General features: G+C 32.2%; 26 protein-coding genes and 1 other RNA gene. 14 read left to right on the top strand and 13 right to left on the bottom strand.

From position 1 onward, the window contains the following. The first annotated feature begins 6 nt into the window (after positions 1–6). Genes N534_RS14955 through N534_RS0102325 form a run of 3 tightly spaced genes read left to right on the top strand, consistent with a single transcriptional unit; the run spans position 7 to position 3,223 of the window. The gene (locus N534_RS14955; protein WP_051435822.1) at positions 7–1,107 is read left to right on the top strand and encodes a hypothetical protein; all 1,101 of its coding nucleotides are present in this window, start codon (positions 7–9) and stop codon (positions 1,105–1,107) included. 17 nt (positions 1,108–1,124) lie between these two features. Further along, on the top strand, positions 1,125–2,045 hold the full coding sequence (locus N534_RS0102330) for a hypothetical protein (protein ID WP_028890934.1): 921 nt from the start codon (positions 1,125–1,127) through the stop codon (positions 2,043–2,045). Further along, positions 2,045–3,223, top strand: a complete 1,179-nt coding sequence (locus tag N534_RS0102325; RefSeq protein ID WP_038005226.1) for a gliding motility-associated C-terminal domain-containing protein — start codon at positions 2,045–2,047, stop codon at positions 3,221–3,223. Before N534_RS0102330 ends, N534_RS0102325 begins: the two co-directional genes overlap by 1 nt. 3 nt (positions 3,224–3,226) lie before the next feature. Here the strand turns inward: N534_RS0102325 and N534_RS0102320 are convergent, their stop codons facing one another. Beyond that, positions 3,227–3,721 carry a DinB family protein gene (locus tag N534_RS0102320; RefSeq protein WP_028890932.1) on the bottom strand — a complete coding sequence of 165 codons (495 nt, stop codon included), beginning with the start codon at positions 3,719–3,721 and terminating at the stop codon, positions 3,227–3,229. A gap of 239 nt (positions 3,722–3,960) precedes the next feature. Between N534_RS0102320 and N534_RS14300 the strand changes: the two genes are divergently transcribed. Continuing rightward, entirely contained in the window at positions 3,961–4,668 is a 708-nt protein-coding gene (locus tag N534_RS14300) for a hypothetical protein (RefSeq protein ID WP_051435820.1), read from the top strand. A 55-nt stretch (positions 4,669–4,723) separates the two neighbouring features. Here the strand turns inward: N534_RS14300 and rny are convergent, their stop codons facing one another. The 4 genes from rny to N534_RS0102300 form a co-directional block, all read right to left on the bottom strand. Further along, entirely contained in the window at positions 4,724–6,289 is a 1,566-nt protein-coding gene (gene rny / locus N534_RS0102310) for a ribonuclease Y (protein ID WP_028890931.1), read from the bottom strand. 49 nt (positions 6,290–6,338) lie between these two features. Next, a non-coding RNA gene (gene ssrS / locus N534_RS15175) (6S RNA) lies at positions 6,339–6,446 on the bottom strand. 59 nt (positions 6,447–6,505) lie between these two features. Continuing rightward, positions 6,506–6,793: a cell division protein ZapA gene (locus N534_RS0102305; RefSeq protein WP_028890930.1), complete on the bottom strand. Its 288-nt coding sequence runs from the start codon at positions 6,791–6,793 to the stop codon at positions 6,506–6,508. 12 nt (positions 6,794–6,805) lie between these two features. Continuing rightward, positions 6,806–7,096, bottom strand: coding sequence for a hypothetical protein (locus tag N534_RS0102300; RefSeq protein WP_028890929.1), 291 nt, complete (start codon positions 7,094–7,096; stop codon positions 6,806–6,808). 149 nt (positions 7,097–7,245) lie between these two features. On the opposite strand from N534_RS0102300, the gene N534_RS0102295 reads away from it, so the two are divergent. The 5 genes from N534_RS0102295 (at position 7,246) to N534_RS0102275 (ending at position 12,575) form a co-directional block, all read left to right on the top strand. Beyond that, positions 7,246–8,943 (top strand): M23 family metallopeptidase, encoded by a 1,698-nt coding sequence (locus N534_RS0102295; protein WP_028890928.1) that lies wholly within the window; start codon positions 7,246–7,248, stop codon positions 8,941–8,943. A gap of 153 nt (positions 8,944–9,096) precedes the next feature. Beyond that, complete coding sequence (locus tag N534_RS0102290; protein ID WP_028890927.1) at positions 9,097–9,423, top strand: multidrug efflux SMR transporter; 327 nt, start codon at positions 9,097–9,099, stop codon at positions 9,421–9,423. Between the two features lie 8 nt (positions 9,424–9,431). Next, positions 9,432–9,794 (top strand): DUF2200 domain-containing protein, encoded by a 363-nt coding sequence (locus N534_RS0102285; RefSeq protein ID WP_028890926.1) that lies wholly within the window; start codon positions 9,432–9,434, stop codon positions 9,792–9,794. 619 nt (positions 9,795–10,413) lie between these two features. After that, a complete protein-coding gene (locus N534_RS14950) occupies positions 10,414–11,163 on the top strand; it encodes a 7-cyano-7-deazaguanine synthase (RefSeq protein ID WP_028890925.1) in 750 nt (249 codons plus the stop codon). A 128-nt stretch (positions 11,164–11,291) separates the two neighbouring features. Beyond that, entirely contained in the window at positions 11,292–12,575 is a 1,284-nt protein-coding gene (locus N534_RS0102275) for a glycosyl hydrolase family 18 protein (protein ID WP_028890924.1), read from the top strand. Positions 12,576–12,636: 61 nt separating this feature from the next. Here N534_RS0102275 and lgt read toward each other — a convergent pair whose 3' ends face one another. The 6 genes from lgt to N534_RS0102245 form a co-directional block, all read right to left on the bottom strand. Further along, positions 12,637–13,488, bottom strand: coding sequence for a prolipoprotein diacylglyceryl transferase (lgt, locus tag N534_RS0102270; protein WP_028890923.1), 852 nt, complete (start codon positions 13,486–13,488; stop codon positions 12,637–12,639). 80 nt (positions 13,489–13,568) lie between these two features. Then, positions 13,569–13,823 (bottom strand): membrane protein insertion efficiency factor YidD, encoded by a 255-nt coding sequence (gene yidD / locus N534_RS0102265; RefSeq protein ID WP_028890922.1) that lies wholly within the window; start codon positions 13,821–13,823, stop codon positions 13,569–13,571. Positions 13,824–13,846: 23 nt separating this feature from the next. Beyond that, positions 13,847–15,328: a cysteine--tRNA ligase gene (gene cysS, locus N534_RS0102260; RefSeq protein WP_028890921.1), complete on the bottom strand. Its 1,482-nt coding sequence runs from the start codon at positions 15,326–15,328 to the stop codon at positions 13,847–13,849. A gap of 110 nt (positions 15,329–15,438) precedes the next feature. Beyond that, positions 15,439–16,950, bottom strand: coding sequence for an MAP7 domain-containing protein (locus N534_RS0102255; RefSeq protein WP_028890920.1), 1,512 nt, complete (start codon positions 16,948–16,950; stop codon positions 15,439–15,441). Then, positions 16,931–17,497: a hypothetical protein gene (locus N534_RS0102250; RefSeq protein ID WP_028890919.1), complete on the bottom strand. Its 567-nt coding sequence runs from the start codon at positions 17,495–17,497 to the stop codon at positions 16,931–16,933. The genes N534_RS0102255 and N534_RS0102250 overlap by 20 nt, the downstream gene beginning before the upstream one ends. Next, positions 17,490–18,044 carry an RNA polymerase sigma factor gene (locus tag N534_RS0102245; RefSeq protein WP_028890918.1) on the bottom strand — a complete coding sequence of 185 codons (555 nt, stop codon included), beginning with the start codon at positions 18,042–18,044 and terminating at the stop codon, positions 17,490–17,492. The genes N534_RS0102250 and N534_RS0102245 overlap by 8 nt, the downstream gene beginning before the upstream one ends. 100 nt (positions 18,045–18,144) lie before the next feature. Here N534_RS0102245 and meaB point away from each other — a divergent pair, with 100 nt between their 5' ends. The 5 genes from meaB to N534_RS0102220 all read left to right on the top strand — a co-directional run bounded on the left by meaB (position 18,145) and on the right by N534_RS0102220 (position 24,705). Next, complete coding sequence (meaB, locus tag N534_RS0102240) at positions 18,145–19,218, top strand: methylmalonyl Co-A mutase-associated GTPase MeaB (protein ID WP_028890917.1); 1,074 nt, start codon at positions 18,145–18,147, stop codon at positions 19,216–19,218. Between the two features lie 3 nt (positions 19,219–19,221). Continuing rightward, positions 19,222–19,566 carry a tRNA-binding protein gene (locus tag N534_RS0102235; RefSeq protein ID WP_028890916.1) on the top strand — a complete coding sequence of 115 codons (345 nt, stop codon included), beginning with the start codon at positions 19,222–19,224 and terminating at the stop codon, positions 19,564–19,566. Between the two features lie 143 nt (positions 19,567–19,709). Next, positions 19,710–21,848 carry an amino acid permease gene (locus N534_RS0102230; protein WP_028890915.1) on the top strand — a complete coding sequence of 713 codons (2,139 nt, stop codon included), beginning with the start codon at positions 19,710–19,712 and terminating at the stop codon, positions 21,846–21,848. A gap of 105 nt (positions 21,849–21,953) precedes the next feature. Beyond that, entirely contained in the window at positions 21,954–22,727 is a 774-nt protein-coding gene (locus N534_RS0102225) for a hypothetical protein (protein WP_099213837.1), read from the top strand. A gap of 136 nt (positions 22,728–22,863) precedes the next feature. Continuing rightward, positions 22,864–24,705, top strand: a complete 1,842-nt coding sequence (locus N534_RS0102220; protein ID WP_028890913.1) for a PLP-dependent transferase — start codon at positions 22,864–22,866, stop codon at positions 24,703–24,705. A gap of 63 nt (positions 24,706–24,768) precedes the next feature. On the opposite strand, the gene N534_RS15270 is transcribed toward N534_RS0102220, so the two are convergent. Next, a complete protein-coding gene (locus tag N534_RS15270; RefSeq protein WP_156025531.1) occupies positions 24,769–24,909 on the bottom strand; it encodes a hypothetical protein in 141 nt (46 codons plus the stop codon). Next, positions 24,899–25,480 carry a hypothetical protein gene (locus tag N534_RS0102215; RefSeq protein WP_051435819.1) on the bottom strand — a complete coding sequence of 194 codons (582 nt, stop codon included), beginning with the start codon at positions 25,478–25,480 and terminating at the stop codon, positions 24,899–24,901. Before N534_RS0102215 ends, N534_RS15270 begins: the two co-directional genes overlap by 11 nt. Positions 25,481–25,502 lie beyond the last annotated feature (22 nt).

Below are 25,502 nucleotides of genomic sequence, written 5' to 3'. Positions count from 1 at the left end.
ATATTAATGTATAAAAACATTAAACATATAAATTTATTTATACTAACTTTTGCATTGGTGCTACTAAGCTTTAGCGCCAATGCACAAGAAGTTAGAGTTGTTGATAATAAAGGTACCATACAAACAGTTAATAACAACACTGTAACCACCTCTACAACTGCACCAACCCTTCCTCTTGAAAATGATGTTTGGTTTGATACAACCAATAATCAAATAAAAATATATGATACTGTAGATGGCTGGAAATTAATCACTTCTACATTAGCTTCTCAAAACATTTACACTGCAAATGGTGATTTAATAGATAATCGTACCTTAAGTGGTGTTAGTAATTTTGGTTTAACTTTTGAAAACTTAACTTACTTTCAACTATTTAGTAATAATAGTATTGAAATAAATGGAACATTAAGCACACAGCTAAGATCTACTGGTGGTACAATGCAAATATCTTCGGGAACTTCTTCTCAAATTTCAGCAGGTACTACGATGGAACTTTCTGCTCCTAGTAATATCATGTTACAAAGCCCTACAGAGTTTAACAATACACTTTTAGATATTAATAATTCAGCTGGAACTTCTGGTCAAGTATTAACCTCAACAGGAACTGGAGTTCAATGGGCAAACAGCCAACAAAATACGGTTACAGTGTCAACCGATACAGACACTATTCAAAATGAACCAAACGGGACTTTTCCTGTTTCACCAATAGAAAACGATACATTTATCTATAAACCTACCAATGGCGAAAAGGTATATTATGTTTTTGATGGTACTGAGTGGAATATGATAGCTCCAACAAAAGCTGCTAGAGTATTTTATCCACCTTCAATTCTAGTTCCTGCTTCTACCGCAGGACCTCAAGCAAACATAGACTTGTATGCTATGTATTCAAGTCAGTTTAGCTCCCCTATTGCTTCTTCAGATGCTACAGCTTCAATCCCTCTATATCAAAGAGATGAGTTGTATTATTTCGTTACAGATGCTGACTCTAGTGTTTTTGACATAAGCAGTATTAACGTTTCAAGCACTGGTATACTTAGTTATTCTGTTTTAATGCCACCTACGGATGACAATGCTATCATCAATGTTGTATTTGTAGTTAAATAACTCAAAAAAGAAAGTGTATGAAGTTTTTAAAAACATATTTTTTTTTCTTTTTTGTGGGGGTAATTAGCAATCTTTCTGCACAAACTACAGGAGATTTTAGGAGTGTTAATTCTGGTAATTGGAGCGATGTAAATAATTGGGAGTATTATAATGGTACTTCTTGGGCTACACCTGCACCATACTATCCTGGAAACGGAGCTACTAATGATGTTGTTATTGCTAATGGAACAAATATTTCATTAGGCACAAATATAGCTGGAGCAATAAACTCAATAACAATTGGAGATGAAACAGGTACCGCAGTAGTTGAAACTTTAACTATAACGAATACATCATTTTTAAATACAACAAATTTTACTATCGCATATGATGGGCTGTTATTTTTTAATGTCAACAAAACATTCTCTCTTCCAGCAGGAACAAATTTTATTGTAGAAAGTCCAAACCCTGATGGTCTAGTTCTTGGAACTGATCATGGTCTTTATACTCAATATGCTAGTTGTAATGCTTCAAAAACTATTAAAATAGGCTCATCTGAATACGCTACTTGTAATGGTGGAGGTGGTGGATCTAGCGGTAATGAAACGTTTGATCAAGTAAATAACTCAGGTGGTAATTTAACTGTATCTCCAACCTATACCGCTCCTTCTTGTATAAATCAAACTTTAAATCTATTTGCTAACCCCGGAGGAACTGAATTAGGAGACACCCCAATAAATTACACTTGGAATGTTACTCCTCCAAGTGGTTCTAATTATACTTTACCAAACACAGAAAATCCAACAGACACACCTACTATATTAGGCTTCTATAATTATGAAGTTACAATAAGTAATGCTTCAGGAGTATCAAATACAAATTCTGTAACAGTAGAAATTATTTCTTGTAATAAAACAGTAATTACCAACCGCCGTATAACCTACAGAGTAAAAAAATAATGAAGTATCAAAAATACATATCGTTTATTTTTATCTTGAGTAGTTTTGTTACTATTGCTCAAAACGCATTTTTCAATACCGGAAATATGCAGCTACACGACGGTGCTCAAATAGGTTTTCATACCAATGTGGTGAACGAAGGTACTTTAAACAATTATACTGGTTTTGCTGGTTTTTATGCCGATACTGAAATTAGAACTATTTCAGGAACCAACAAAATTACGTTTTTTAATGTTGAAATTGATGCGCTACAAAATATAGAGTTATACAACTCTCTAGGAGTTCGTAATCAATTAGAATTTATTAACGGACAAGTAATTACTCCTAGAAATAACACCAATATAACGCTCGATTTTATCGATTATGATTTCTATGCAGGTGAAGATAACGAACGACATGTAAATGGATACTCATCTATTAAACAAGGTAATAAAAACACCTCAGATTTTACATTTCCTATCGGAGATGGCTCTATGTTACGTCCGATGAGTATTCCAAATGCCAACAGATATTATACATTTAAAGGTGCTTATTTTTACGAAGACCCTAATTTTCCTTCAACATTTACAGGTAATTTTTTAACAGATCAAAAACAGGCTATTATTGAAAATATTAGTCATACAGAGTTTTGGGACCTTGATGGTAGAAATGAAACTCGTATTACCTTAACTTGGAATTCTCGTAGTGATATTACTACTTTAGCAAACAATATTTCTCAACTCATTGTGGTTGGTTGGAGTAAGACCGAAAACCAATGGGAAAACTTGGATGTTTTAGAAGTTACAGGAAACTTATCTGAAGGAACTATTACATCTGCAGCCTTTGTTCCTAATAATTATGAAGTAATTACTATTGGTTCTTTAATGAGTAATGAAATTAAAGATGATAATAATAATATTCTAATTTCTCCGAACGGAGACAACCTAAATGATTATTTAGTTTTTGATGAAGTTAATGAATATGCTCACAATAAACTAGTTATTTACAATCGTTGGGGGGTTATTGTTTATCAAACAGAAGATTATAAAAATAATTGGGATGGTACTTCTAACGGAAGATCTACTATTAACAAAGAAGATAAACTTCCTTCTGCTACTTATTTCTATTATTTAGAATTAGGTGATCAACCTAACACCTATCAAAAACTTAAAAAAGGTTGGGTATATATTAACCGATAATACTTACTCGACAAACACTTTCTTAGGAGTTGTTGGATTATAGCCAAAATCTGCATCAGGTAATTCAATCCCTAATTGATTTATGATAAACCCTATACTTGCAAAATGATGTATTGCATGGCTATGCGCTTGTATTAATGCACTTCCTAAAGTATAATTTGCAGTAACCTTTCCTGTTCCTAAATCATCAGTAACAGAGATTATTTTATCAAAATCCTCAATGTTTAAACAGTGTAATCCAGCAATTACTTCATTAAAGTAAGCTATTCCAAACGCTGTTTTTTCTTCCGCTAATTTATTTCGTTCTCTATCAGAAAAATCTACACACTTTTTTTCGAGCCCATTAAAAATACAAGCAAAAACATCCAATATATGTCTCATATTAGCCCCTATACTCGAATAGTAAGGAGGTATTGATTTATCACTATACTGTTCATCTGTTATCCCTGTTAATAGTTTAATTCCTCGTTGTAAATTTTTCTCAATAGCTTCAACCATTCTTATATATAAGTTTTAAAGTAAGTCGTATAAATATAGAACTTTTTACTTTGGAATGTAAATTATTTTCAAAACCAAAATAACAAATTGATTTGCAAGAAAATACCTAACAAACTAACCTTAAAGTCTAACTCAAAAAAACACCCATTTGACTTTTTGGCACGTTCTTTGAAAATTAATCAAACAAATGCGGAAGCCGAAAAGCATATAGAGTAAGCATAACCCTAAAATTAGCAATTATGAGAACAGGGATACTATTATTATTAGCAATGATGTCTTTAAGCACAGTTAAAGCAAACGACAACATTACAAAATCAACTAGCAAAATTGGGGTTACTATTCGCCACAACGACGCTGTTACCTTTGTTGAAAGAGGAGTTCAATTTCATGTATTTTTAAATGGTGATTTCGATTTTAACACACATTATAACAGATACTCTGATTATGGAGTAAGAATTAACCGAGACAGAAGTGGACGTATTAGAAGTGTGGGTAATGTTCACATTAATTATGATCGTAGAGGTAATGTTACCAGAATTGGTAGTGTTTTTATGAAGTACAAGTTTGGTAATTTGTTTAAGGTTGGTAACTTACGTATTCAATATGACAGATTGGGTAATCCAAGATATAGAGGATTTGTAAAACCAGGCCACCACAATCATTACGATGATGATTATTACTATTATGATGACGGAGTTGATGTAAGTATTGATATAAACATTGGTGATATTTTTGATTATAACGATGTATATTTTTACAGAAAAGATTTTACTAGAAACTATCGTCAGTTTAGAGAAGATAACGATTTTTACTACTACAGAGCCGTACCAAATGCTAAGATTGGTAAAAAGAGTAAAATAATTAAAAGACGTAAGAATAAAGAAAACAAATACTACAAAAAAGGGAAGCCTGAGCAAAGAGGTAAATCAAGAAGAAACCATGATTAAACAAAAAATCCCTCATCAAATTGATGAGGGATTTTTTTCTATTTATACTTTGTAATTATTTAGCTACATTAACTGCTCTTGTTTCACGAATTACAGTAACTTTTACTTGACCTGGATATGTCATATCATTTTGAATTTTTTGAGAAATATTAAATGATAATTCAGCTGCTTTAGTATCGTTTACTTTAGCACTTTCAACCATAACTCTTAACTCACGTCCCGCTTGAATAGCATAAGCTTTTTGTACTCCGTTAAACCCAAAAGCAATATCTTCTAAATCCTTTAAACGTTGGATGTACGAATCTAATACTTGACGACGAGCTCCTGGTCTTGCACCAGAAATAGCATCACACACCTGAACAATTGGAGACAACATACTCTTCATTTCAATTTCATCGTGGTGCGCTCCAATAGCGTTACATACATCAGGTTTTTCACCATACTTTTCAGCCCATTGCATTCCTAATAATGCGTGTGGTAATTCACTTTCTGTTTCTGGTACCTTACCTATATCATGTAACAATCCTGCACGTTTAGCTGCTTTAGCATTTAAGCCCATTTCTGCAGCCATAATACCACATAAATTGGCTACTTCACGCGAGTGTTGTAATAAGTTTTGACCGTAAGAAGAACGATACTTCATACGTCCAACTGTTTTTATTAATTCTGGATGTAAACCGTGAATTCCTAAGTCGATAACCGTACGCTTACCTACCTCAATAATCTCTTGAGTAATTTGTTTTTCGGTCTTTTTAACAACCTCTTCAATTCTAGCAGGGTGAATTCTTCCATCGGTTACTAATTTATGCATTGATAAACGAGCAATTTCTCTACGAACAGGATCAAAACAAGATAAAATGATTGCTTCTGGAGTATCATCAACAATAATTTCAACACCTGTAGCTGCTTCTAATGCTCGAATATTACGTCCTTCACGACCAATAATTCTTCCTTTTACATCATCAGACTCTAAGTTAAATACCGATACACAATTTTCTACTGCTTGCTCCACTCCTACTCGTTGAATCGTGTTTAATACTACTTTACGAGCTTCTTGTTGCGCCGTCATTTTAGCTTCTTCAACTGTATCTTGAATAAAAGACATCGCATCTGCTTTTGCTTCATCTTTTAAGGAAGCTACTAGTTCAGTTTTAGCCTCATCTGCTGATAATCCTGAAATTTGCTCAAGCATTTCTACATGACGCTTGTGCATTTTTTCAACTTCAGATTCTTTTTTCTCTAAGAATTCAATTTTATAGTCAAAATCAGCTTCTTTCTTTTCTAATTGCTTATTAAGTTTTTTGGTTTTATCTAACTCTGAAGATACTTGACTCTCTTTATCTCTTATTCTCTTTTCTACATCAGAAACTTTTTTCTCTCTTGATAAGATTACTTTTTCATGTTCAGATTTTAATTCTATAAACTTTTCTTTAGCTTGTAAAATCTTATCTTTCTTTATTGCTTCGGCTTCAACTTTAGCTTCTTTTAAAATGCTATTTGCCTCTTTTTTTGTTTCTTGTATTAATTTATTCGCGTTAGATTTCTCTAACATCTTAGCAATAAAAAAACCTATTGCTATACCTATAATTCCTGCTAAAACAGGAAATAATATTCCCTCCATAATTGTGATTTGATTATATAAAAAAAGCCTACATTAATAGGGTTATCATAAACTCCAAAAAACAAGTTTAGGATTAACTGGCTGATCAAGGATCCGAGGTAAAATCGGCATGCTTTACTAACCATGACTCATCCTTTATAATTGAATAACGTTGAGTTTAACAAACGATGTACTAATGTAGGCAGTATGTTTAAATATTATATTTTAAAGAACGTATTATAAATGATTTTCTAGCAATTTAGTCAATTCATTTATTTTTTCCAATACTTCGGTGTTTTCTTTAGTATTTTTTAACGATACTATTTCAGCTTTTGATGCAAACTGCAATGCACACATTGCCAATACATCTTGTTTATCTGCTACCGCATAATTTTGTTCAAACTTAGCTATTAATTCATTAATGTTTTTTGCCGCTTTTCGCATCCCTTCTTCTTCATTGGTATCATTAACACTCAACGGATACGTTCTTCCTGCAATGACTACATTAACTTTTATTTTTGCCATGTAAAGAACCTTTTATGTGTTCAAAAGAGAAATACATTTATCTATCTCTCGAACTAAAGTATTTATTTTGAGTTTTGTTTCTCTTGTACTTTCGTTACTGCCTTCAATAGTTTTGGCAACTTTTAACAAAGCATATTCTTTTTGCTGTTTTTCTAATTGCTTCTCTTTTTCTTGTAATAAAACTTGTAACTCCGCGTTATTCTGAAGTAATACTTGATTTTCTTCTTTTAAAAATTCATAGTTAGAAAGTAAGTTCTTCAACTTATCTTCCAGTAAATGAATTGCTTCTAAAGGGTTACTCATTTATTTGTAGAGAATAAAACTATAATCACAAAGTTATTAATATAACTTATAATTAGCAACTCTTTTAGTGTTTTTTACCAAAACACTGTTTATTAACCCTTTAACAACTTAGTATTATTTTACTATTTTTGTTTGAAAACTATTGTACATTGAAGCTTTATTTTTCACTTATTTTATTCTTATTTATTACAACTGTTAATGCACAGGCACCGTACCCTAAAAACTATTTTTCTAACCCTTTAAAAATCCCTGTAGTGCTATCAGGAACGTTTGGTGAATTACGTAGCAATCACTTTCATTCGGGTATTGACATTAAAACACAAGGTAAAGAAGGTATTCCTATTTATGCCCCTGCTGATGGTTATGTTTCTCGTATTAAAGTGCAACAATATGGTTTTGGAAAAGCGCTATACATTACCCACCCTAATGGCTATACTACTGTATACGCTCATTTAAAGTATTTTGAACCAAAAATTCAAAAATATGTAAAAGGCATTCAGTACAAAAAAGAAGATTATAACACCGGGAATCTTTTTCTTTCTTCTGATAAATTTCCTGTTAAAAAAGGGCAACTTATCGGGTATACTGGTGATACAGGTAGCTCTGGAGGCCCACATTTGCACTACGAAATTAGAGACACAGAAACAGAAAACATTATTAATCCTATGCATTTTGGATTAACAGCACATGACGATACTCCTCCTACCATTCAAAAATTAATGGCTTATCCATTAAGTGATGATGCTCGAATTAATAATTCTTCTTTAGAGTCTATTGTTTCTTTTAAAAACAATAGTAATGGTAATTACGTTGCAGAAAAAATTATAGCGAGCGGTACCATTGGTTTTGGTATTAGTGTTTTTGATCGTTTAAACGGAGCCTACAATAAAAATGGTATATACAGCCTAGAAATGAAAGTTAATGGTAAAAGAGTATACTACCATGACGTAGAAACCTTTTCGTTTGCAGAAAGTAAATACATTAATTTACTAATTGATTATAAACATTATAAAAAATATAAAAATCGTCTTCAAAAAACTCATAAAGTAGCGGCTAATAGACTTAGCCTATATGAAGACCTTATAAATAATGGTAAAATTCATATTGAAAATGGAGCGAATTATAATATTGAAATTATTGCCAAAGATTTTGAGGATAACACCTCTAAAATTAGGATTCCGGTACAGGGAGTAAAAAGTAATTTAGTTTTTAAGGAAAAAGACACAACTAATTACAAAATTACTGCTACTGAATTCAATAAATTTCATCAAAAAAATGTTACTGTAGCCTTTCCTAAAAACACATTTTACACTGATTGTTTCATCGACTTCAAGGTAGAAAACGGTACAGCAAAAATTCATGAACCTACAATTCCATTAGACAAACGATATACACTTACTTTTGAAACATCTTTTTTATCCGAAGATCAAAAACAACATGTATACATTGCTAATGTTACCAATCCTAAATATCCTAGATATACCGCTACAAAGAAAAAAATAGACAAGGTTTATACTACTACTAAGGTTTTGGGAAGCTATGCTTTACGTTTTGATACCAAAAAACCAACCATTCAACTATATAATTTTAGCAATAATCAGTGGATTTCTAAAAACAAGACCCTAAAAGTTAAAATTAAAGATGACGAAACTGGTATAAAAAACTACCGCGCTACTATTAATGGTCAGTGGATTTTAATGGAATTAAACCATAAAAAAGGAATTTTAACCTATGATTTTAGTGATAAAAAATTAGAAGGAAGCAAGCATCTTTTTAAAATTGTAGTTTCTGACAATGTTGGAAATACTGAAACTGTATCTGCTACTTTCTTTAAAAAATTAAATTAAGACTAAAACTCTATTCTGTTAATCTTTTTAAAACACAAAATAAAGACACTCTATTAAACTCATATACAAACACTTAATAAACCTTAATTTATATTTAATAATTAATTACTTTGGTATTGTCAGTAATAAATTTATTGTTTTTTCTTAACAAAAATGAATTGGATTTTATTAATTATTGCAGGACTTTTTGAAGTCGCTTTTGCCGCTTGCCTAGGAAAGGCGAAAGAAACTACAGGAGTAGAAGCTACGTATTGGTATATTGGGTTTTTAGTTTGTTTATCAATAAGTATGTTGCTCCTTATAAAAGTTACGCAAGAGCTACCTATTGGAACTGCTTATGCTGTTTGGACAGGTATAGGCGCTGTTGGAACGGTACTTGTAGGAATTTTAGTTTTTAAAGAACCTGCCACGTTTTGGCGACTCATTTTTATTAGTACCTTAATTATGTCAATCATAGGACTCAAAGTAGTTTCTCATTAACTTAAAATATGAAAACAACACCAAAACACGACGAAAAAATAGCTAAAATGACTTTCTCTTCTGTTTATCCTCACTATGTTACTAAAATTGGAAAAAAGGATAGAACAAAAAAGGAATTACACCAAGTAATTGAATGGTTAACTGGTTTTAATGATGAAAAAATAAACGAATTGATTGATCGAAACGTTACTTTTAAAACTTTCTTTGAAGAAGCTACTCTCAATTCTAATGCTAATTTAATTACTGGTGTTATTTGTGGCTATAGGATTGAAGAAATAGAAACTCCACTAACTAAACAAGTCCGTTATTTAGATAAACTTGTTGATGAATTAGCTAAAGGACGTAAAATTGAAAAAATTTTACGTACTTAAAATTATATTTCATTTTCATTGTTTTCTGGGAGTATTTAATAGCGCAATTGGTTATATCTCTTTAACCTTTTAATACCATGGTATATGAAGCTAACGTATCTTATTACTACTTTTTGCGTACTATTCAAAAAATAAATTAAACAGTCTGATACTATTACCTTATTTGTTCTAATCAAAGAAATTGTTATTGTTCACTTTAAAGATGACTGTTATTTAGTAACAACAGAAAAAATGACTTGGTGTTTAATTTTTACTATTCTTTGTATTCTTAACATTGATATTTCCCAACAGTTTATCTTTCAATCTCTTTCAAAAATCCAAAAACAACAAAACTGCTGAAAATAAGGTTGGTTTAAAAGAAGAGGAAGAAGTAAAGTGTTTACTATTTCTTTTAGAAAAAAGAAATAGTATTTTAGCCCCAATAATAAAAAAGTGTATTCAGAACAATTTTCTCTACCATTTCATAGTGTAGAGTATAAAAGAAAGTATTATACTTTTTAATACAAAATGAAATAAAACTTACCTCTAAACTGTTTTAAGTACGATGAAACATATACTATTTAAAATAAATTAGAGTTTATATTTCCAAAAATCCCCAAAATCAATATCATTTAAAAAAATGAATTCAGAAACTATTAATATACTTTGGACAGGTGGATGGGACTCCACCTTTAGAGTACTTGAATTAACAGATAAAAACATTACCATTCAGCCTTATTACCTTAAAGACAACAGGCTATCTGAAAAAATGGAAATAGATACTGTTAAAAGCCTTACTGAAGAGATAAGAAAACTACCAAGTACAAAGTGTATTATAAAGCCTTTACTTGCAAAAAAAGTTTCAGAAATAGAGCAAGATGAAGAGATCACCAAATCTTATAACAACTTACATGAAGGATTTAAAAAGAAAAGTAGCGGAGCTAAATTAGGAAGTCAGTATGAGTGGTTAGCTAGATTTTCTAAAAACATCGATTATTTAGAATTAGGTATAGAAAAAGATTCTAAACCTCAAGTACTCATCAACATGTTTGGTCGATTAGAAAAAAAACAAGATGAAAATTTAGGAGAATACTATATTCTAGACAAAGAGAACTCAAGCCAAGATTTAATAAATGTCTTCGGGAACTACCGATACCCTTTATTAAGTTATAGTAAGCTTGATATGCAGCGTATTGCTAAACAAAAAGGTTATGTTGACATTATGAACAAAACATGGTTTTGCCATAAACCTAAAAACAATGAACCTTGTGGGAAATGTGCTCCTTGTATGCAAACAATAGAGGCCGGTTTGCAATCTAGGTTTTCACAATCTGCCATGACTAAATATAAAATAAAGAAACTTCTAAAACTAATTAGCTTTAAGAAATAGCAAAAACTCCAAGCAAAAGCTTGGAGTTTTTTATTTTCCAAATATGTAGCTTTTAACCAAGAAACTATTTTACAAAACTTATTGTATTTTAGAAGCTATAATTTTTACTAATCTATCTTTTTATTAAAATGAAACAACCCCGGAATAAGCACACTTCGTTGCTAATTAACTTTTTATTTTTAATCGTATTAATTACTTCTTGTTCAAAGAAGAAAAAGAAAGTTACCCTTGACAACAATAATCAACCATCATTAAAACATGAAAAAATAGGTAGAATTTCTGACAGTAGTAAATTCGTAAGCCAACGTAATTTGCATGAGCAAAAGTATGGCAACCTTAATTTTTCTACCGAGCGTCAATGGGATAGTTTAAACAATATTTCTTACAAACCTATAACTCATAAAAAAGGAACCGTACATCCAAAATATCGCACATTTGGATGGCACGTATACTCAAACGGTTCTGCTTATAAAAATTATAATTTTTCCATGCTCTGGGGAATTTCATATTTTTCATATTCTGTTAAACCCAAAACAGGTAATTATAAAAGTATACATCAATGGAAAACTACTCCGTTAATTGACAGTGCAAAAACAAAAGGTTGTAAAGTCTTTTTGTCTGTTACTAACTTTGGAAGCAAAAACAATGCTGTATTTTTAAAAAACTCAAAAGCTCAAACAAGATTAATAGAGAACCTAGCTGAGTTACTTGCGTTAAGAAATGCTAATGGAATTAATATAGATTTTGAAGGTGTTGCTAAAGAAGACAGGAATCAGTTTACACAATTTATCATTAACGTTTCTAAAAAACTAAAAGAGAAAAATCCTAATTATATGGTTTCTTTATGTTTGTATGCTATTGACTGGAACAATGTTTTTGATATTCCTACTATCAATCCGCATATTGATTTTTACACGCTAATGGGGTACGATTACTACGGTAGTTTTAGCAAAACTACTGGGCCTGTAACTCCTTTTAAATACAGTGAAAAATTCGGAAATGGCTTAAAAGCTTCTGTTAATTATTATAAAGATAAAGGAGTTCCGCTACATAAATTAATTGCCGGAATCCCCTATTACGGTGCTGAATGGTATACAAAAAAATCTGAAATGGGTGCTAAAGTAACTAAGTTCAAATCGCATCCTCGTTACCATACCATACGAGATATTTACATTGATTCTTTACAAATCCCGGTTAAGTTTGATCCTAAAAGTGCTTCTAGCTATATAATTATTAAAGATAGTAACCAAGAGTATAGACAGTTGTTTTTTGAAGACGTACAATCTCTTGCTTTGAAATACGACTGGATAAAACACAATAAAATAGGCGGCGTAGGTATTTGGGCATTGGGTTATGACAATGGCTATTCTCAGCTGTGGGATTTGCTGGCTGAAAAATTTTCTAAAAAGTAAAATAGTTACTTTTTAATAATAAAAAACTCCAAGTGTACACTTGGAGTTTTTTTTATATTTTTTACTTCGTTTTCCTAAACATTAACCAAAAACCGATTAATACTAACGGAATACTTAATACTTGACCTGTATTTAACGAATTGAAAACCCAATCTTCACGTCCTTCAACTTGTGCTTCTTTTAAAAACTCTATAAAGAAACGTAACGACCATAACACAACCATAAACAGCCCAAATAAAAAGCCTGTTTGGTTTTTCTTGTCTGTTTTCCAATAGAAATACCATAAAGAAAAGAACAATACTAAGTAACTAAATGCCTCATATAATTGGGTTGGATGACGTGGTACCGTTTCACCTGCTAGCTCAAAAATTACCCCAAAACTGCTACCTGTTGGTTTTCCATAAATTTCAGAGTTAAAAAAGTTTCCGAAACGAATAAAAAATCCTGCTAAGGCAACCATAATTCCTAATCTATCTAAAATAAACAACCATGGTTTGTGTAAATGCTTTTTAGCGTAAAAATACATCGCTATTGGAATAGCAATTGCTGCTCCGTGACTTGCGAATCCAGTAAATCCTGTGAATTTCCAACCATCTAACAATCCGAATAAAGCTGAAGCTCCTTCTTGCTTTTTAATAGGTAAAATAATTTCTAGTAAATGGTTTTGATAATAATCCCAACTATAAAAAAATACATCTCCTAAACGCATTCCTATCAACATAGAAACGAATACGTACATAAATAACGGATCTAGTTTTTCAACAGGAATATTATCGTTGATGTAAATCTTTTTCATTAATCGAAGTCCTAATATAAATGCTGCTACAAACATTAAACTGTACCAACGAATACCAAAACCTCCAATGTTTATTAATTCTGGGTTCCAATCCCACACTATGGATAAAAAATTCATCTATTCTTATTTATTTTAACATTGTCATTGCGAATGTAATAAAGCAATCTTAAAAAGAGAGATTACTTCGTCATTCTTTTTTAATGACGATTCTTTTTTTCTCTTTTTTCTGGAACAGGATCATAACCACTCCCTCCCCACGGATGACAACTAAAAATTCTTTTCAATGCTAACCAACCACCGTAAAACAATCCGTGTTTTTGTAATGCTTCAACAGTATAACTTGAACAGGTAGGTGAATACCTACATGTAGCAGGTGTAAATGGTGAAATTGCTGTTTGGTAAAATCGAACTAACAATATAAATGGGTATGCTATGATGGTTTTTAGTTTCACTATGCTTTTTTAGGATTTTACTATTAGTTAACTGTAAATGTCGTTCCTTCTCTACCGTCTTTTAATTGAATACCTAAAGAAAGTAGTTTGTCGCGAATTTCATCTGACAACGCCCAATCTTTATTTTCTCGCGCCTCTTTTCGCATAGTAATTAACATCTCTACCACACCATCTAGTTTATCAGAATTATTTCCTTCTGAAGTTTCATTCAACAACCCTAAAACATCATAAACAAACGCTCCGATAGTTTCTTTTAACGCCGTTAAATCTTCTTCAGTTAAACTAGATTTCCCTTCTTTTATTTGATTGATAACTTTTACAGCTTCAAATAAATGAGAAATTAAAATAGGAGTATTAAAATCATCATTCATTGCATCGTAGCAATCTTGTCTCCATTTTTGCACATCAAATGTAGACGTAGCTTCAGCAGTTATCTTATTTAAAGTATTTACAGCTTCCATTAATTTATTATACCCTTTTTCAGAAGCTAACAACGCTTCTCCTGAAAAATCTAGGATACTACGATAATGTGCCTGCATAATAAAGAAACGTACTACACCGGCATTAAATGCTTTTGGCAAAATAGCATTCGCCCCTGTTAAAATCTCTTCAGGTAAAATATAGTTTCCTGTAGATTTTGCCATTTTTTGACCGTTTAACAGTAACATATTAGCATGCATCCAATAATTAACGGGTTGTACACCAGAACAAGTATGTGATTGCGCAATTTCACATTCATGATGAGGGAATTTTAAATCCATTCCTCCACCGTGAATATCAAACTGTTCACCTAAATATTTTGTACTCATTACTGAACACTCTAAATGCCAACCTGGAAAACCATCGCTCCAAGGAGAAGGCCAACGCATAATATGGCGTTCATCTGCCTTTTTCCAAAGTGCAAAGTCTTGCGGATTTTTCTTGTCTGATTGCCCGTCTAAAGTTCTTGTGTTATGAATAGCGTCTTCAATAGTACGCCCTGAAAGGATTCCGTAGTTATTCTTCTCATTATACTTTAACACATCGAAATACACCGATCCGTTTACTTCATAAGCAAAACCTTTTTCTATGATTTCTTTAATCATTTCTATTTGCTCTACGATATGACCTGTTGCAGTTGGCTCTATACTCGGTGGTAAAAAATTGTATTTTGCGGCTACTGTATGAAAATCTACCGTGTAGCGCTGAACCACTTCCATAGGTTCAATTTCTTCTAATCGTGCTTTTTTAGCAATTCTATCTTCACCTTCATCTGCATCATTTTCTAAGTGACCAGCATCGGTAATATTACGTACATAACGTACTTTATAGCCTAAGTGTAGTAAATAACGAAAAACCATATCAAACGACATAAAGGTTCTAATATTTCCTAAATGCACGTTACTATAAACTGTTGGTCCACACACATACATTCCTACGCGCCCCTCAGTTACTGGTTTAAAAAGCTCTTTTGATTTGCTTAAAGAGTTATATATTTTAAGTTGATTTTCTTTGTATAATTCCATAGTAAAAGTGACTATTTACAAACGCTAAGATAGGCACTTTAAAAAGAATACAGAAATGGAATTTAGCAGTAATTTTGTTAAGAAAAAAAGTAGTTTTTTTACATATATAACTACTGTTTTTTTAGTTGTAGTTGACTGTATTTTCCATCTATTACAATCTTTTTATCTTTTGAAGTTAGTGTAAAGTCTCCATTATACTCTACACTTCCGTTTTTAACATTTCGAATTTCATTAGAAACTTTAAAATCTAACTTCCCTTTTAATTCAGAAAGGTTTATAGTTGCATCTGAATAATTTAAAAACACTTTAAAGTTGTTTGGATTTGGATGCACTTTTACAATCGTTAAACTACCAAATTTGTTAGTTACCTCTACGTTATTATACACGTTAGTAACCACAACTCCTGATGAATTCGAATTTACTGTTGCGTTAGTAACCGACGCTAATTGAGCATCGGTTACATTATTTAAAAACAACGTACAGGTGTTTAATGAGTTAATAGTTACTGGTGAAAATGATACAGTTAACTTACCTCCATCTAAAGCATCTGCTTTAAAAGTCCCATAACTTACTTTTCCTGAAGCCTTAGTTTTTGGTAGCGTAACTTTACAATGACGCGTATTTAAATCAAACGTTGCTGATTTTGGTACTTTTACAATAATTTTTTTGGTAACTTTTACTTTCTTTCCATTTACCATAAAATTGTTACCATCTGATGAAAAAGAATAACTAACACGATTTTTATTCATTTCTCTTCTTGCTTTATGCATCTCCTCTCTTGCCTTATGCATTTCTTCCCTAGCTTTAGCCATCTCTTTTCGTATCTCTTCTCTATTAATTTTTCGAACCTCTGCTCTAGCTTTCGCTACTTCTCTTCTAAGTTCTTCTTGATTAATTCGCTCTACTTTTATTCTTTTTAATTCTTCTTGAATTTCTTTTTTTCGTTCTTCTTGATGTTTTTTAAACTCTTTGTATTTAGCTGTTTTCTTGAACTCTTCCCATTCTTTTTTCGATTTGATAGTAATATCGTTTACACCATCTTTCCATTGAAAAAAGTAATTTCCTCCATCTTTTGCATACTTATCAAAATCAAACTCTACATCTTCTAAACCAGTAACAATTTCTTCAAAATTAATTTCTGGAATTTCGATTTCAGGTATTTCTGGAATCTCAGGTATTTCTGGAATTCTCACCTCTGGTAACTCAGGTATTTCAGGTACTACGACTACCTTATCATCACTATCAAATTGAAATACTCTTGGGAAATTATCGTCTGACGAGTTAAAAAACACAATATTATCATCTCCTATGGAACGAAAACTACTTCTGTTGGCATTAATTTGCACTTTACTTTTGTTTCCTAAAGCTTCAAACTTCCAATTATCTAAATACTTTTGAGCCTCTTTTTTATCAAGTCCTTCAACCTCTACAATTGCTTCTATAAAAACTTCGTTTTTATTCCAAGTAGTTACATCTATTTCGGCGTTAGACGCATTGATGTTAACCACCACATCTTTATTGGTTTTAAAATTTTCACTATACTTTTTATTATACTGCTGTGCAGATACAACTCCAGTTACTAACAGTGAAAAAACACTAATTTTAAATTGTTTGAATGTCATTTTGAGTTGGATTTTTAAATTCTTGTAATTGTTTTTGCATACGTTTTAACAGCTGTAAACGTAATTGCAGGTTTCCAATCAATGCATTGATAGTATCGTCGTTAATTCCTTTTGTATTGAGCTCTTCGGTTAACGATTTATATTCTTTGGTTAATTCTCCTATTTTGTTCAAGTAACCATCAAAAAGTTCTTTATTATTGTCAGTTAATTCTAACTGACTTAATTCGTAATTAATGGTATTTACATAATAATCTTCTACTGTTTTTAATTCAGGTGAAATTGCTCCTAAACTAATTTGATTTTGAGTTTCTTTTGGAAGCTCAGTTATTATTGGATCTACAATATTTGTTGGATAAAATTGAATTCCCAAACTCACCAACAACACTATTGATGCTGCTATATACAGCCATTGATATGATTTTTTTGTTGATGGCTTTTCGTGCAATTCATCCATCAACTTTTGTTGAAAACGCTGTCTGTGATTTGTTGATAACCTCTCCGTGTTTTCAACATTGTTTTTTAGTATTTCTCTAATATCTTTAGACATGATGTACTGCTTTTAATTGTTCTTGCACTTGTCTTTTTCCTCTTAATAAATGTGTTCTTGAACTCACTTCAGAAATCCCTAATATTTGTGAAATTTCTCCATGATCATAACCTTCTAACAAAAACAAGGTTAACACTATTCTATACTTCTCTTTTAATTGCTGAATGCAGTTTACAATATCTTGATACGATATGGTCGACGCTACATTCCAATTATCATTATCATCATCCACTAGTGTGGTCGTTTCTTCATTAATTGAAACCAATTCTAGCTTCTTCTTCTTTAAATAATCAATACTTTGATTAATTACAATCCTTTTCAACCAAGCGCCAAACGTTACTTCTTCTTTATACGAATGAATGTTTTTAAACGCTTTTATAAATGCATCTTGCACTACATCTTCCGCCGTAAACGAATCTTTCACATACCGCAATGCCACAGTAAACATAGCATCACAATACAAATCATACAATTGCATTTGTGCTTTTGCATCATTATTTCTACAGGCATCTATAACCGGTTGATGTATCTGTTTGGTTGATTTCATTCTTGATTTCTTACCCTAAAGACGAGTCTTTTTTTACTCCGTTGCATTTTCCTGCATTTTTATTTCTAAATTTACGTTTTTATTCCGTTTTAGCTATACAATGACCGACAAAAACAAATCTGCACTCTCTGAAAAAGATGGGGTTTCTCAACCAGAAACCACCAGTAAATCGTCTGCAGAAAAAATAAAACGAAGCAGAAGAAAAACTACCTCTACTGAAGAATTTGTAACGCAAATAATAACAGGAAATATTCCTTTTTTAAGTAGAGCTATTACTTTGGTAGAAAGCACCAACCCAAAGCACCAAGAACAAGCGAATGAAATTTTAGAAGCTTGCCTACCGCATGCCAATAAATCGGTAAGAATTGGTATCACGGGTGTTCCTGGTGTAGGAAAAAGTACGTTTATTGAATCTTTTGGCAAGCATTTAACTTCGTTAGGCAAAAAAGTAGCGGTGTTAGCGGTAGACCCAAGTAGTTCGGTACATAAAGGAAGTATTTTAGGTGATAAAACTCGTATGGAAGAGTTGGTTACTGATGAAAATGCCTTTATCCGCCCTTCTCCTTCTGGAACCTCCTTAGGCGGTGTTGCGCAAAAAACACGTGAAAGTATTATTTTATGTGAAGCTGCTGGTTTTGATACCATTATTATTGAAACCGTAGGGGTTGGGCAATCAGAAACTGCGGTACACTCTATGACCGATTTCTTTTTATTACTAAAATTGGCTGGAGCTGGTGACGAATTACAAGGTATTAAACGTGGAATTATTGAAATGGCAGATGCTATTGTGATTAACAAAGCGGATAGCGGAAACGAGAAAAATGCAAAAATTGCTAAAGTAGAATTTAACAGAGCCTTGCATTTATATCCGCCAAAAGAAAGTGGATGGCAACCCAAAGTTTTATTGGCGAGTGCACTTCATCATCAAGGAGTGGATGCTATTTATACCATGATTGATGAGTACATGAACTTAGTAAAAAAATCTGGCTACTTTCAACAGAAAAGAAATGAACAAAATAATTATTGGTTGCTAGAAACCATCAATCAACAATTGAAAAATAACTTTTACAATAATCCAAAAATTAAAGAACGCTTACAGCAGGAAGTTACTAAATTGGAAAACGGGAAAACCACTCCATTTACTGCTGCAAAAAGATTGCTAGAAAATAACTAAACTATGGAAGACAATAACAATTTAACTTGGAACGATTTTGCAAAAGTAGAAATGCGTATTGGTACGATTATTTCTGCGGAGATTTTTAAAGAGGTTAAAAATCCTGCCTATAAAATGCAAGTAGATTTTGGAGACTACGGAATTAAAAAAACCTCAGCTCAGATTACTAAACTATACCAACCTGAAGATTTGATAGGGAAACAAGTGGTTGCTGTGGTAAACTTTCCGAAAAAACAAATTGCCAACATGATGAGCGAATGCTTGGTATTAGGAGGTTTAGGCGATGATAAAGAAGTAACTCTATTAACTGCAGAACGTGCAGTTAAAAATGGGACGAAGATTGCGTAAAACCCCTTATTAAACACTTTTACTCTACTGTAAAACAGAATACTATAAGCATCCTTTTAGTTGCATCACGCTTAAAAAGTGTAATTTTTTTCATATCTTCTCATGGTCTAACCACTTAATAATAAGCCTTAAACGCAAAAGTCATGAGGAACAAACTAAAAAAAGACTTAGGATTATTTGATGTTTTTGCCATAAGTACTGGAGCTATGTTTAGTTCTGGTTTCTTTTTACTACCAGGAATCGCCTCACATTACACAGGGCCTTCTGTATTTTTAGCCTACTTACTTGCAGGTGTATTAATACTGCCCACCATGTTTAGTATTGCTGAAATATCAACAGCCTTACCACGATCAGGTGGAGCATACTTTTTTTTAGACAGAAGTTTAGGACCACTCATGGGAACCATTGGCGGACTGGGCACCTATTTTGCTTTAATGCTTAAAACAGCCTTTGCTATTATTGGTATTGGTGCTTATGCCGCTATATTTTGGGAAGTTCCCACCAAAATAGTTGCCATTGTGGCTACTCTCTTTTTTATGGCGTTAAACTTAGTAGGTGCTAAAAAAACCTCCGCCTTTCAAAAAGTGTTTGTCATATTCCTATTAGTCATTTTAGTTGGTTTTATTGCAGATGGTCTTTTCTCCATCTTTACCTCAGATACTATTACCAACGAATCCATCAACAAACAATTTACCCCCTTCTTTTCAAACGGATTTGGAGGAATGTTTACCACTATAGGTTTTGTTTTTGTTTCCTATTTAGGGCTCACTCAAATAGTAAGCGTTGCAGAAGAAATTAAAAACCCTGAAAGAAACATTCCTTTGGGTATGATACTTTCATTAGTCGTTACAGGATTAATTTATGGTTTGGGTGTTTTTATTATGGTTACACTTATTGAGCCTACTGCCTTTGCTAACGAACTAGCACCAGCAGCTACAGCCGCAGAACAACTTTTTAAATGGTTACCCAATAATGTAGGAGTTTTATTAATGTCGGTAGCAGCACTTGCCGCTTTTGCCTCAACAGGAAATGCAGGACTATTATCTGCATCACGATATCCGTTTGCCATGGGACGTGATAAACTGTTTCCTGCTATTCTAGCCAAAATTGGTAAAAAAGGAAGTCCAGTAGTCGCTATATTTTTAACCACAGCATTAATTATAGTATTCATTCTAGTACTATCAGAAGAAGGTATTGTAAAGCTTGCAAGTACCTTCCAACTGTTAATTTTTATCTTTATTAACTTCTCTGTTATCGTTTTTAGAAAAAGTAAAATAGAATCGTACGACCCTGGCTATTTATCTCCATTATATCCTTTTATGCAGGTTATTGGAATTGTTATTTCATTCATTCTTATTATTTATTTAGGATGGATGCCCATACTTTTTACCTCTGGTATTATTGTTATTGGCTTACTTTGGTATCACTTCTATTCTAAAGGAAAAGTAAAACGAGAAGGTGCTATTTTTCATTGGTTTGCGCTTTTAGGGAGGCATCAGTACGACGAGTTGGAAAATGAATTAATGACTATTTTAAAAGAAAAAGGACTTCGTGAAGGGGATCCTTTTGATGAAACCGTAATTAAGTCGAAAATAAAAATAATTAAGGATACTACTAACTTTGACAAGGTCTTAAATATCGCTTCCGATTACTTTTGTAGGGAGTTAGACCTCAACAAAGAAGGAGTACTACACAAATTTTTCCAATCTATACCCGATGAATCTGTGATAGCATTACCTGGTATTTTAGTTTTTCATGCCAAGTTTAAGAGTGTTACGCATCCTTCCATGAAAATTGTTATTTCTAAAAACCCAATTAAAGGCGCATTTCCGTCTGAAGATTATGAGTTTAAAAAGCCCATACAAATCTGTGCTTTTCTAATTAATTCTGATGAAAATCCAAAACAGCAACTACGTATGCTATCGAGACTTCTTGATATTTTAGAACGAGAGCACATCGTAAAAACCTTGCTTAAAATGAATAGCCACAGAGAAATTAAAGAGTTTTTACTACAAAACGAGCGATTTGTAAGCATCAAACTACTTGAAGGAACTCCGCAAGACACCATGATAGGAAAACAGCTAAAGGAAATTCAGTTACCAAAAGATGTTTTAGTGGCTTTGGTTGAAAGAAACGACAAAACGTTTACCCCTAACGGTTCAACTGTTTTTCTAAAAGATGATGTACTTACTATACTTGGGGAAACCAAGTCTATCGCAAAACTGTATAAGGAATACATGAGTTATGAAATAGATAAACTGAATACGGAGGAGACTACTTAAAGTTTAGTTTGTTTCCCAACTTTTAAAACAATAATTTCGCTATCGGACGATTTAAATTTATTAAAACAACAGGTACCTTAAACCTCTGGGGATAATTAAAACCACATGAACAAATTCATATTATTTTTTTCAATCTTCTTGGTCAGTTGTTGTAACAAGCCTAAATTACTTCAAAACGGACTTACCAGAAGCGCTTATAAAATAACCGAGTATGCAATTAATGTAGCTAGCAAAGACTCAAACAATAAGAATCTTGACACTATTGTCATCACCAATAAAAGATTTAACAAGAGTAATAAAATATTAGCTCAAACACGACACACTCCATCTGACGGGCAAAAAATGGAGACCAATTATATCTACAATCGTTTAGGAAAATTGGAAAAAGAGATTGTTACAATGTCTATTGACAGTTTACCTCTTGAAGTTAATTACATATACAATAACAACCTTTTAGACCAAACAATAAGCCGTTTAGATAATAGAAATGAAAGATTCGAACAAATTGAGAAATACTATTATAGAAGCAACAATACAAAAGAGAAAACTACAACCTCACTTCTCCTAATTCGTTTAAACACATCGGACACTATTATAAACTCTATTTCAACAAGTTATTTTGACAAAAAAGAATTAATTAAAAGTATTGAAACAAAAGTGTATAACAACCAAAAACTAAACAGTAAAACTGTGTACGAATATGATTGTGAAACTTTAACCGGTTTAAAACATTTTAACCAAAACGATTCGTTGACTTCAACAAGTAAATATGAGTATAAATTTGACAGGTTTAATAATTGGGTTGAAAAAAAGATTTTCGAAAATAACACAGTAAAGAGTATTATTAAAAGAGAAATTGAGTACAATTGGCAGTACTAAACACTATACAACACTCGTATTATTTTTAAAACTAGACAATGTTACACCAATCGACAGTTAAATAAAACTCTCATCTACTCCCTTTCTAAAAAAATCTAATTAACGTATCTTGCAGTCTTATTAAAAGACACCTATAATGCAAGACAAAAACTTACATACGTATATAAAAAATGTTGTAGAAAATATGCCAGCAGATTGGTTAAACCTAACCACGCACCGTCTGGATATTTATGTAGAAAAGCTAGCTAAAACCCAGTTTTTAGAGCAGTTTGAAGATTTGTATAAAAACAACAATGCTGCTGCTTCAGCTTTAAGCGAGTTACCAACTGCGTACGATTATATTCGTTTAGGGCATCCGTTATCATCTATATTAGAATGGACGATTGCCAAACTATATAATACAAAAGCAGAAAATGTAATTAGTTTTTCGTCACAAACAGTTCCTGTGTTGGCTGTATTAAGGACGAATTTGTTTGCTAATAAAAACACACAAATAGTGTACACCAATGAAATCCCTAGCTTTTTTGATGCAGAAGTAATTAAAAATGTATACGGATATCAGTTTGAATTAAAAAAGGTGGATAGTGTTGAAGCTATTCCGGAGTTTGATGGTAGCACCGTATTGATTGTTGAACAAGAAGCTATTTGCAACTTTACCATTGTACCAAACGTTGATTTCTACATCAATACACACCCAGAATTAGGAAGCCTTTTATTTGTAAACGGTGCACAAAACGATTCTTATATTTCAGACATTCAACATGTAAGAAGAAGAGAAACTATTGCCATGACTCCTGCTAATTCGTTAAAAGCTTTAAAAAGCCTTATCGATGAGCCGTATGATGTTACGGTTACTGATGTAGCACAAAACAAAGCGAAGGTTGAAAAATTAATCAATGAAATTACCAATACCAGTACAAAAGCATTAGTAGCATCAAGTGGACTTTCAATACAATACGCCATTTTAATGGGATTAATTGACGATGCTCTTGAAAACCATAAAGGAAAAGCTATTAAAATTGTAGTACCTCCAAACTGTTATGGTGGTACAAACGACCAAGCAAGACGTGTTGCCGCTTGTTTAAACAACGTAGACATTGTTGATTTACCTGTTGATGGAGATAATGATATGGTAGAAAGTATTGATACCGTGTTAACCAATATTGCAGCAAAAGATGCGGTTCCGTATATCATTGCTGAAATTCCAACCAACCCAAGAGTAGAAGTACCAAATCTTACTGATTTAAGAGATGTTTTGAGTAAAAAGCGTACTACTCCTGCTGGTGAAAAAGCGATTGATCCTGTTTTTATTTTAGACCAAACTTTTTGTCCGAATGTTCACTTTTTAGGAGAAACAGACATGTTAGCCAATATTAGAACTATTTCGTTTGCAAGTGGATCTAAATTCCCTAGTGGTGGAAAATGTACTGCTGGATACTGTGTTGGAAATAAAACAACGAATGCTTTAATAGAAAAAATAGAAAAGCACTTACACATTTGCGATAACGAGGCTACACCGCTTCAATATGAAATATTAGCTGCACAAATGCCTTCTATGACGCAACGTATTAGCGATGCTTATAAGAATACGCGTGAGTTTGTAAACTTTATACATGAAGTGTTACCTGATGCTAAAATCAATTTTGTTTCAGAAGAACTAGCAGCACAAGGATTTACGCCATCGGTATTTTCGTTAGATCTTCCTACTAAAGGAAATACTGCGGAAGAAAAAGAAGCGTATAAAAGAGCTTTAAACTTAAAGCTTATCAATTTAATGATTACCGAAATACCAAATGAAAGTAAGTATTGTGTAAGCTACGGACAGTTAAAAGGTTGTTACTGGACGATTCCTGCAACCTCAACCCAAGGAACTACGAAAGAGGGTGATAAAGATTATATTGCTCGTGTAGCGCTTTCTCCTAATATGGATTTAGAGCTTCATAAAAAAGTTTTCCTTGATTTTGTAAAAGGTATTTAAGAACTACAAAACGTCATAGCGAGGAGTGATAACGACGTGGCTATCTCACTCTCGACAAAAAGATTACTTCGTTATCACTCGTAATGACGTTTTATTAATTTCTTCCTTCAACATTCTTACTTTACTTAGGTATGCTATGTTTACTTCAGCACATGCATAATACCTAGTTACTGAAGCTCGCTTTTCTATTATTTTACATTCCATCTTGTTGGTGAGAAAGCCAATCACTATATTTAACCTTTAATCTGTCTCTCTTTTCTGTCGAATCAACAATTATATCAACTCCACCGTCATAAGGTGCTATTACACATTTCTTTATAAAACTTATAAACATTACTCTTATTTCATCATCGGCAATTGCCTTGAGAATTTTATCCCTGCTTTTGCTTTTCCATTTTTCGGTTTTGACATAAATATCAAAATACGTTTCATCTTCATATTCTTCTGGTCTTTCCTTGTATAAGTCAATAGTCAATACTTTTATAAATCTCCCAAAATCAGTTAGTTCTTTGTAATTGTCATTGGCCTTATCATTAGTGTAAAGCCCGAAAAAAATTGCTATTTCTGATTCTTCTCCAATCAGATCATTAATCAATTGGTTTTGTCTATCTAGTATAATATTGTATTCATCCTCTGATTCAGCATATCGTTTTGAATCAGGCAAATTATGAATCCTAAGCCACCTATGAGGATATATCCATTTCATTTCGTGATTGATTGGAAACGATTCTGGATATTCTTTTTTCCAATAATTTATGAACTCACTTTCTTTCATTTCTTTAATTTGTTACAACTAA

It is taken from the genome of Tenacibaculum sp. 47A_GOM-205m (assembly GCF_000518405.1).
Taxonomy (GTDB): Bacteria; Bacteroidota; Bacteroidia; order Flavobacteriales; family Flavobacteriaceae; genus Polaribacter; species Polaribacter lutimaris.
Note: the sequence above shows the minus strand (reverse complement) of the source record. Positions and strands in the feature narration are given on the sequence as shown.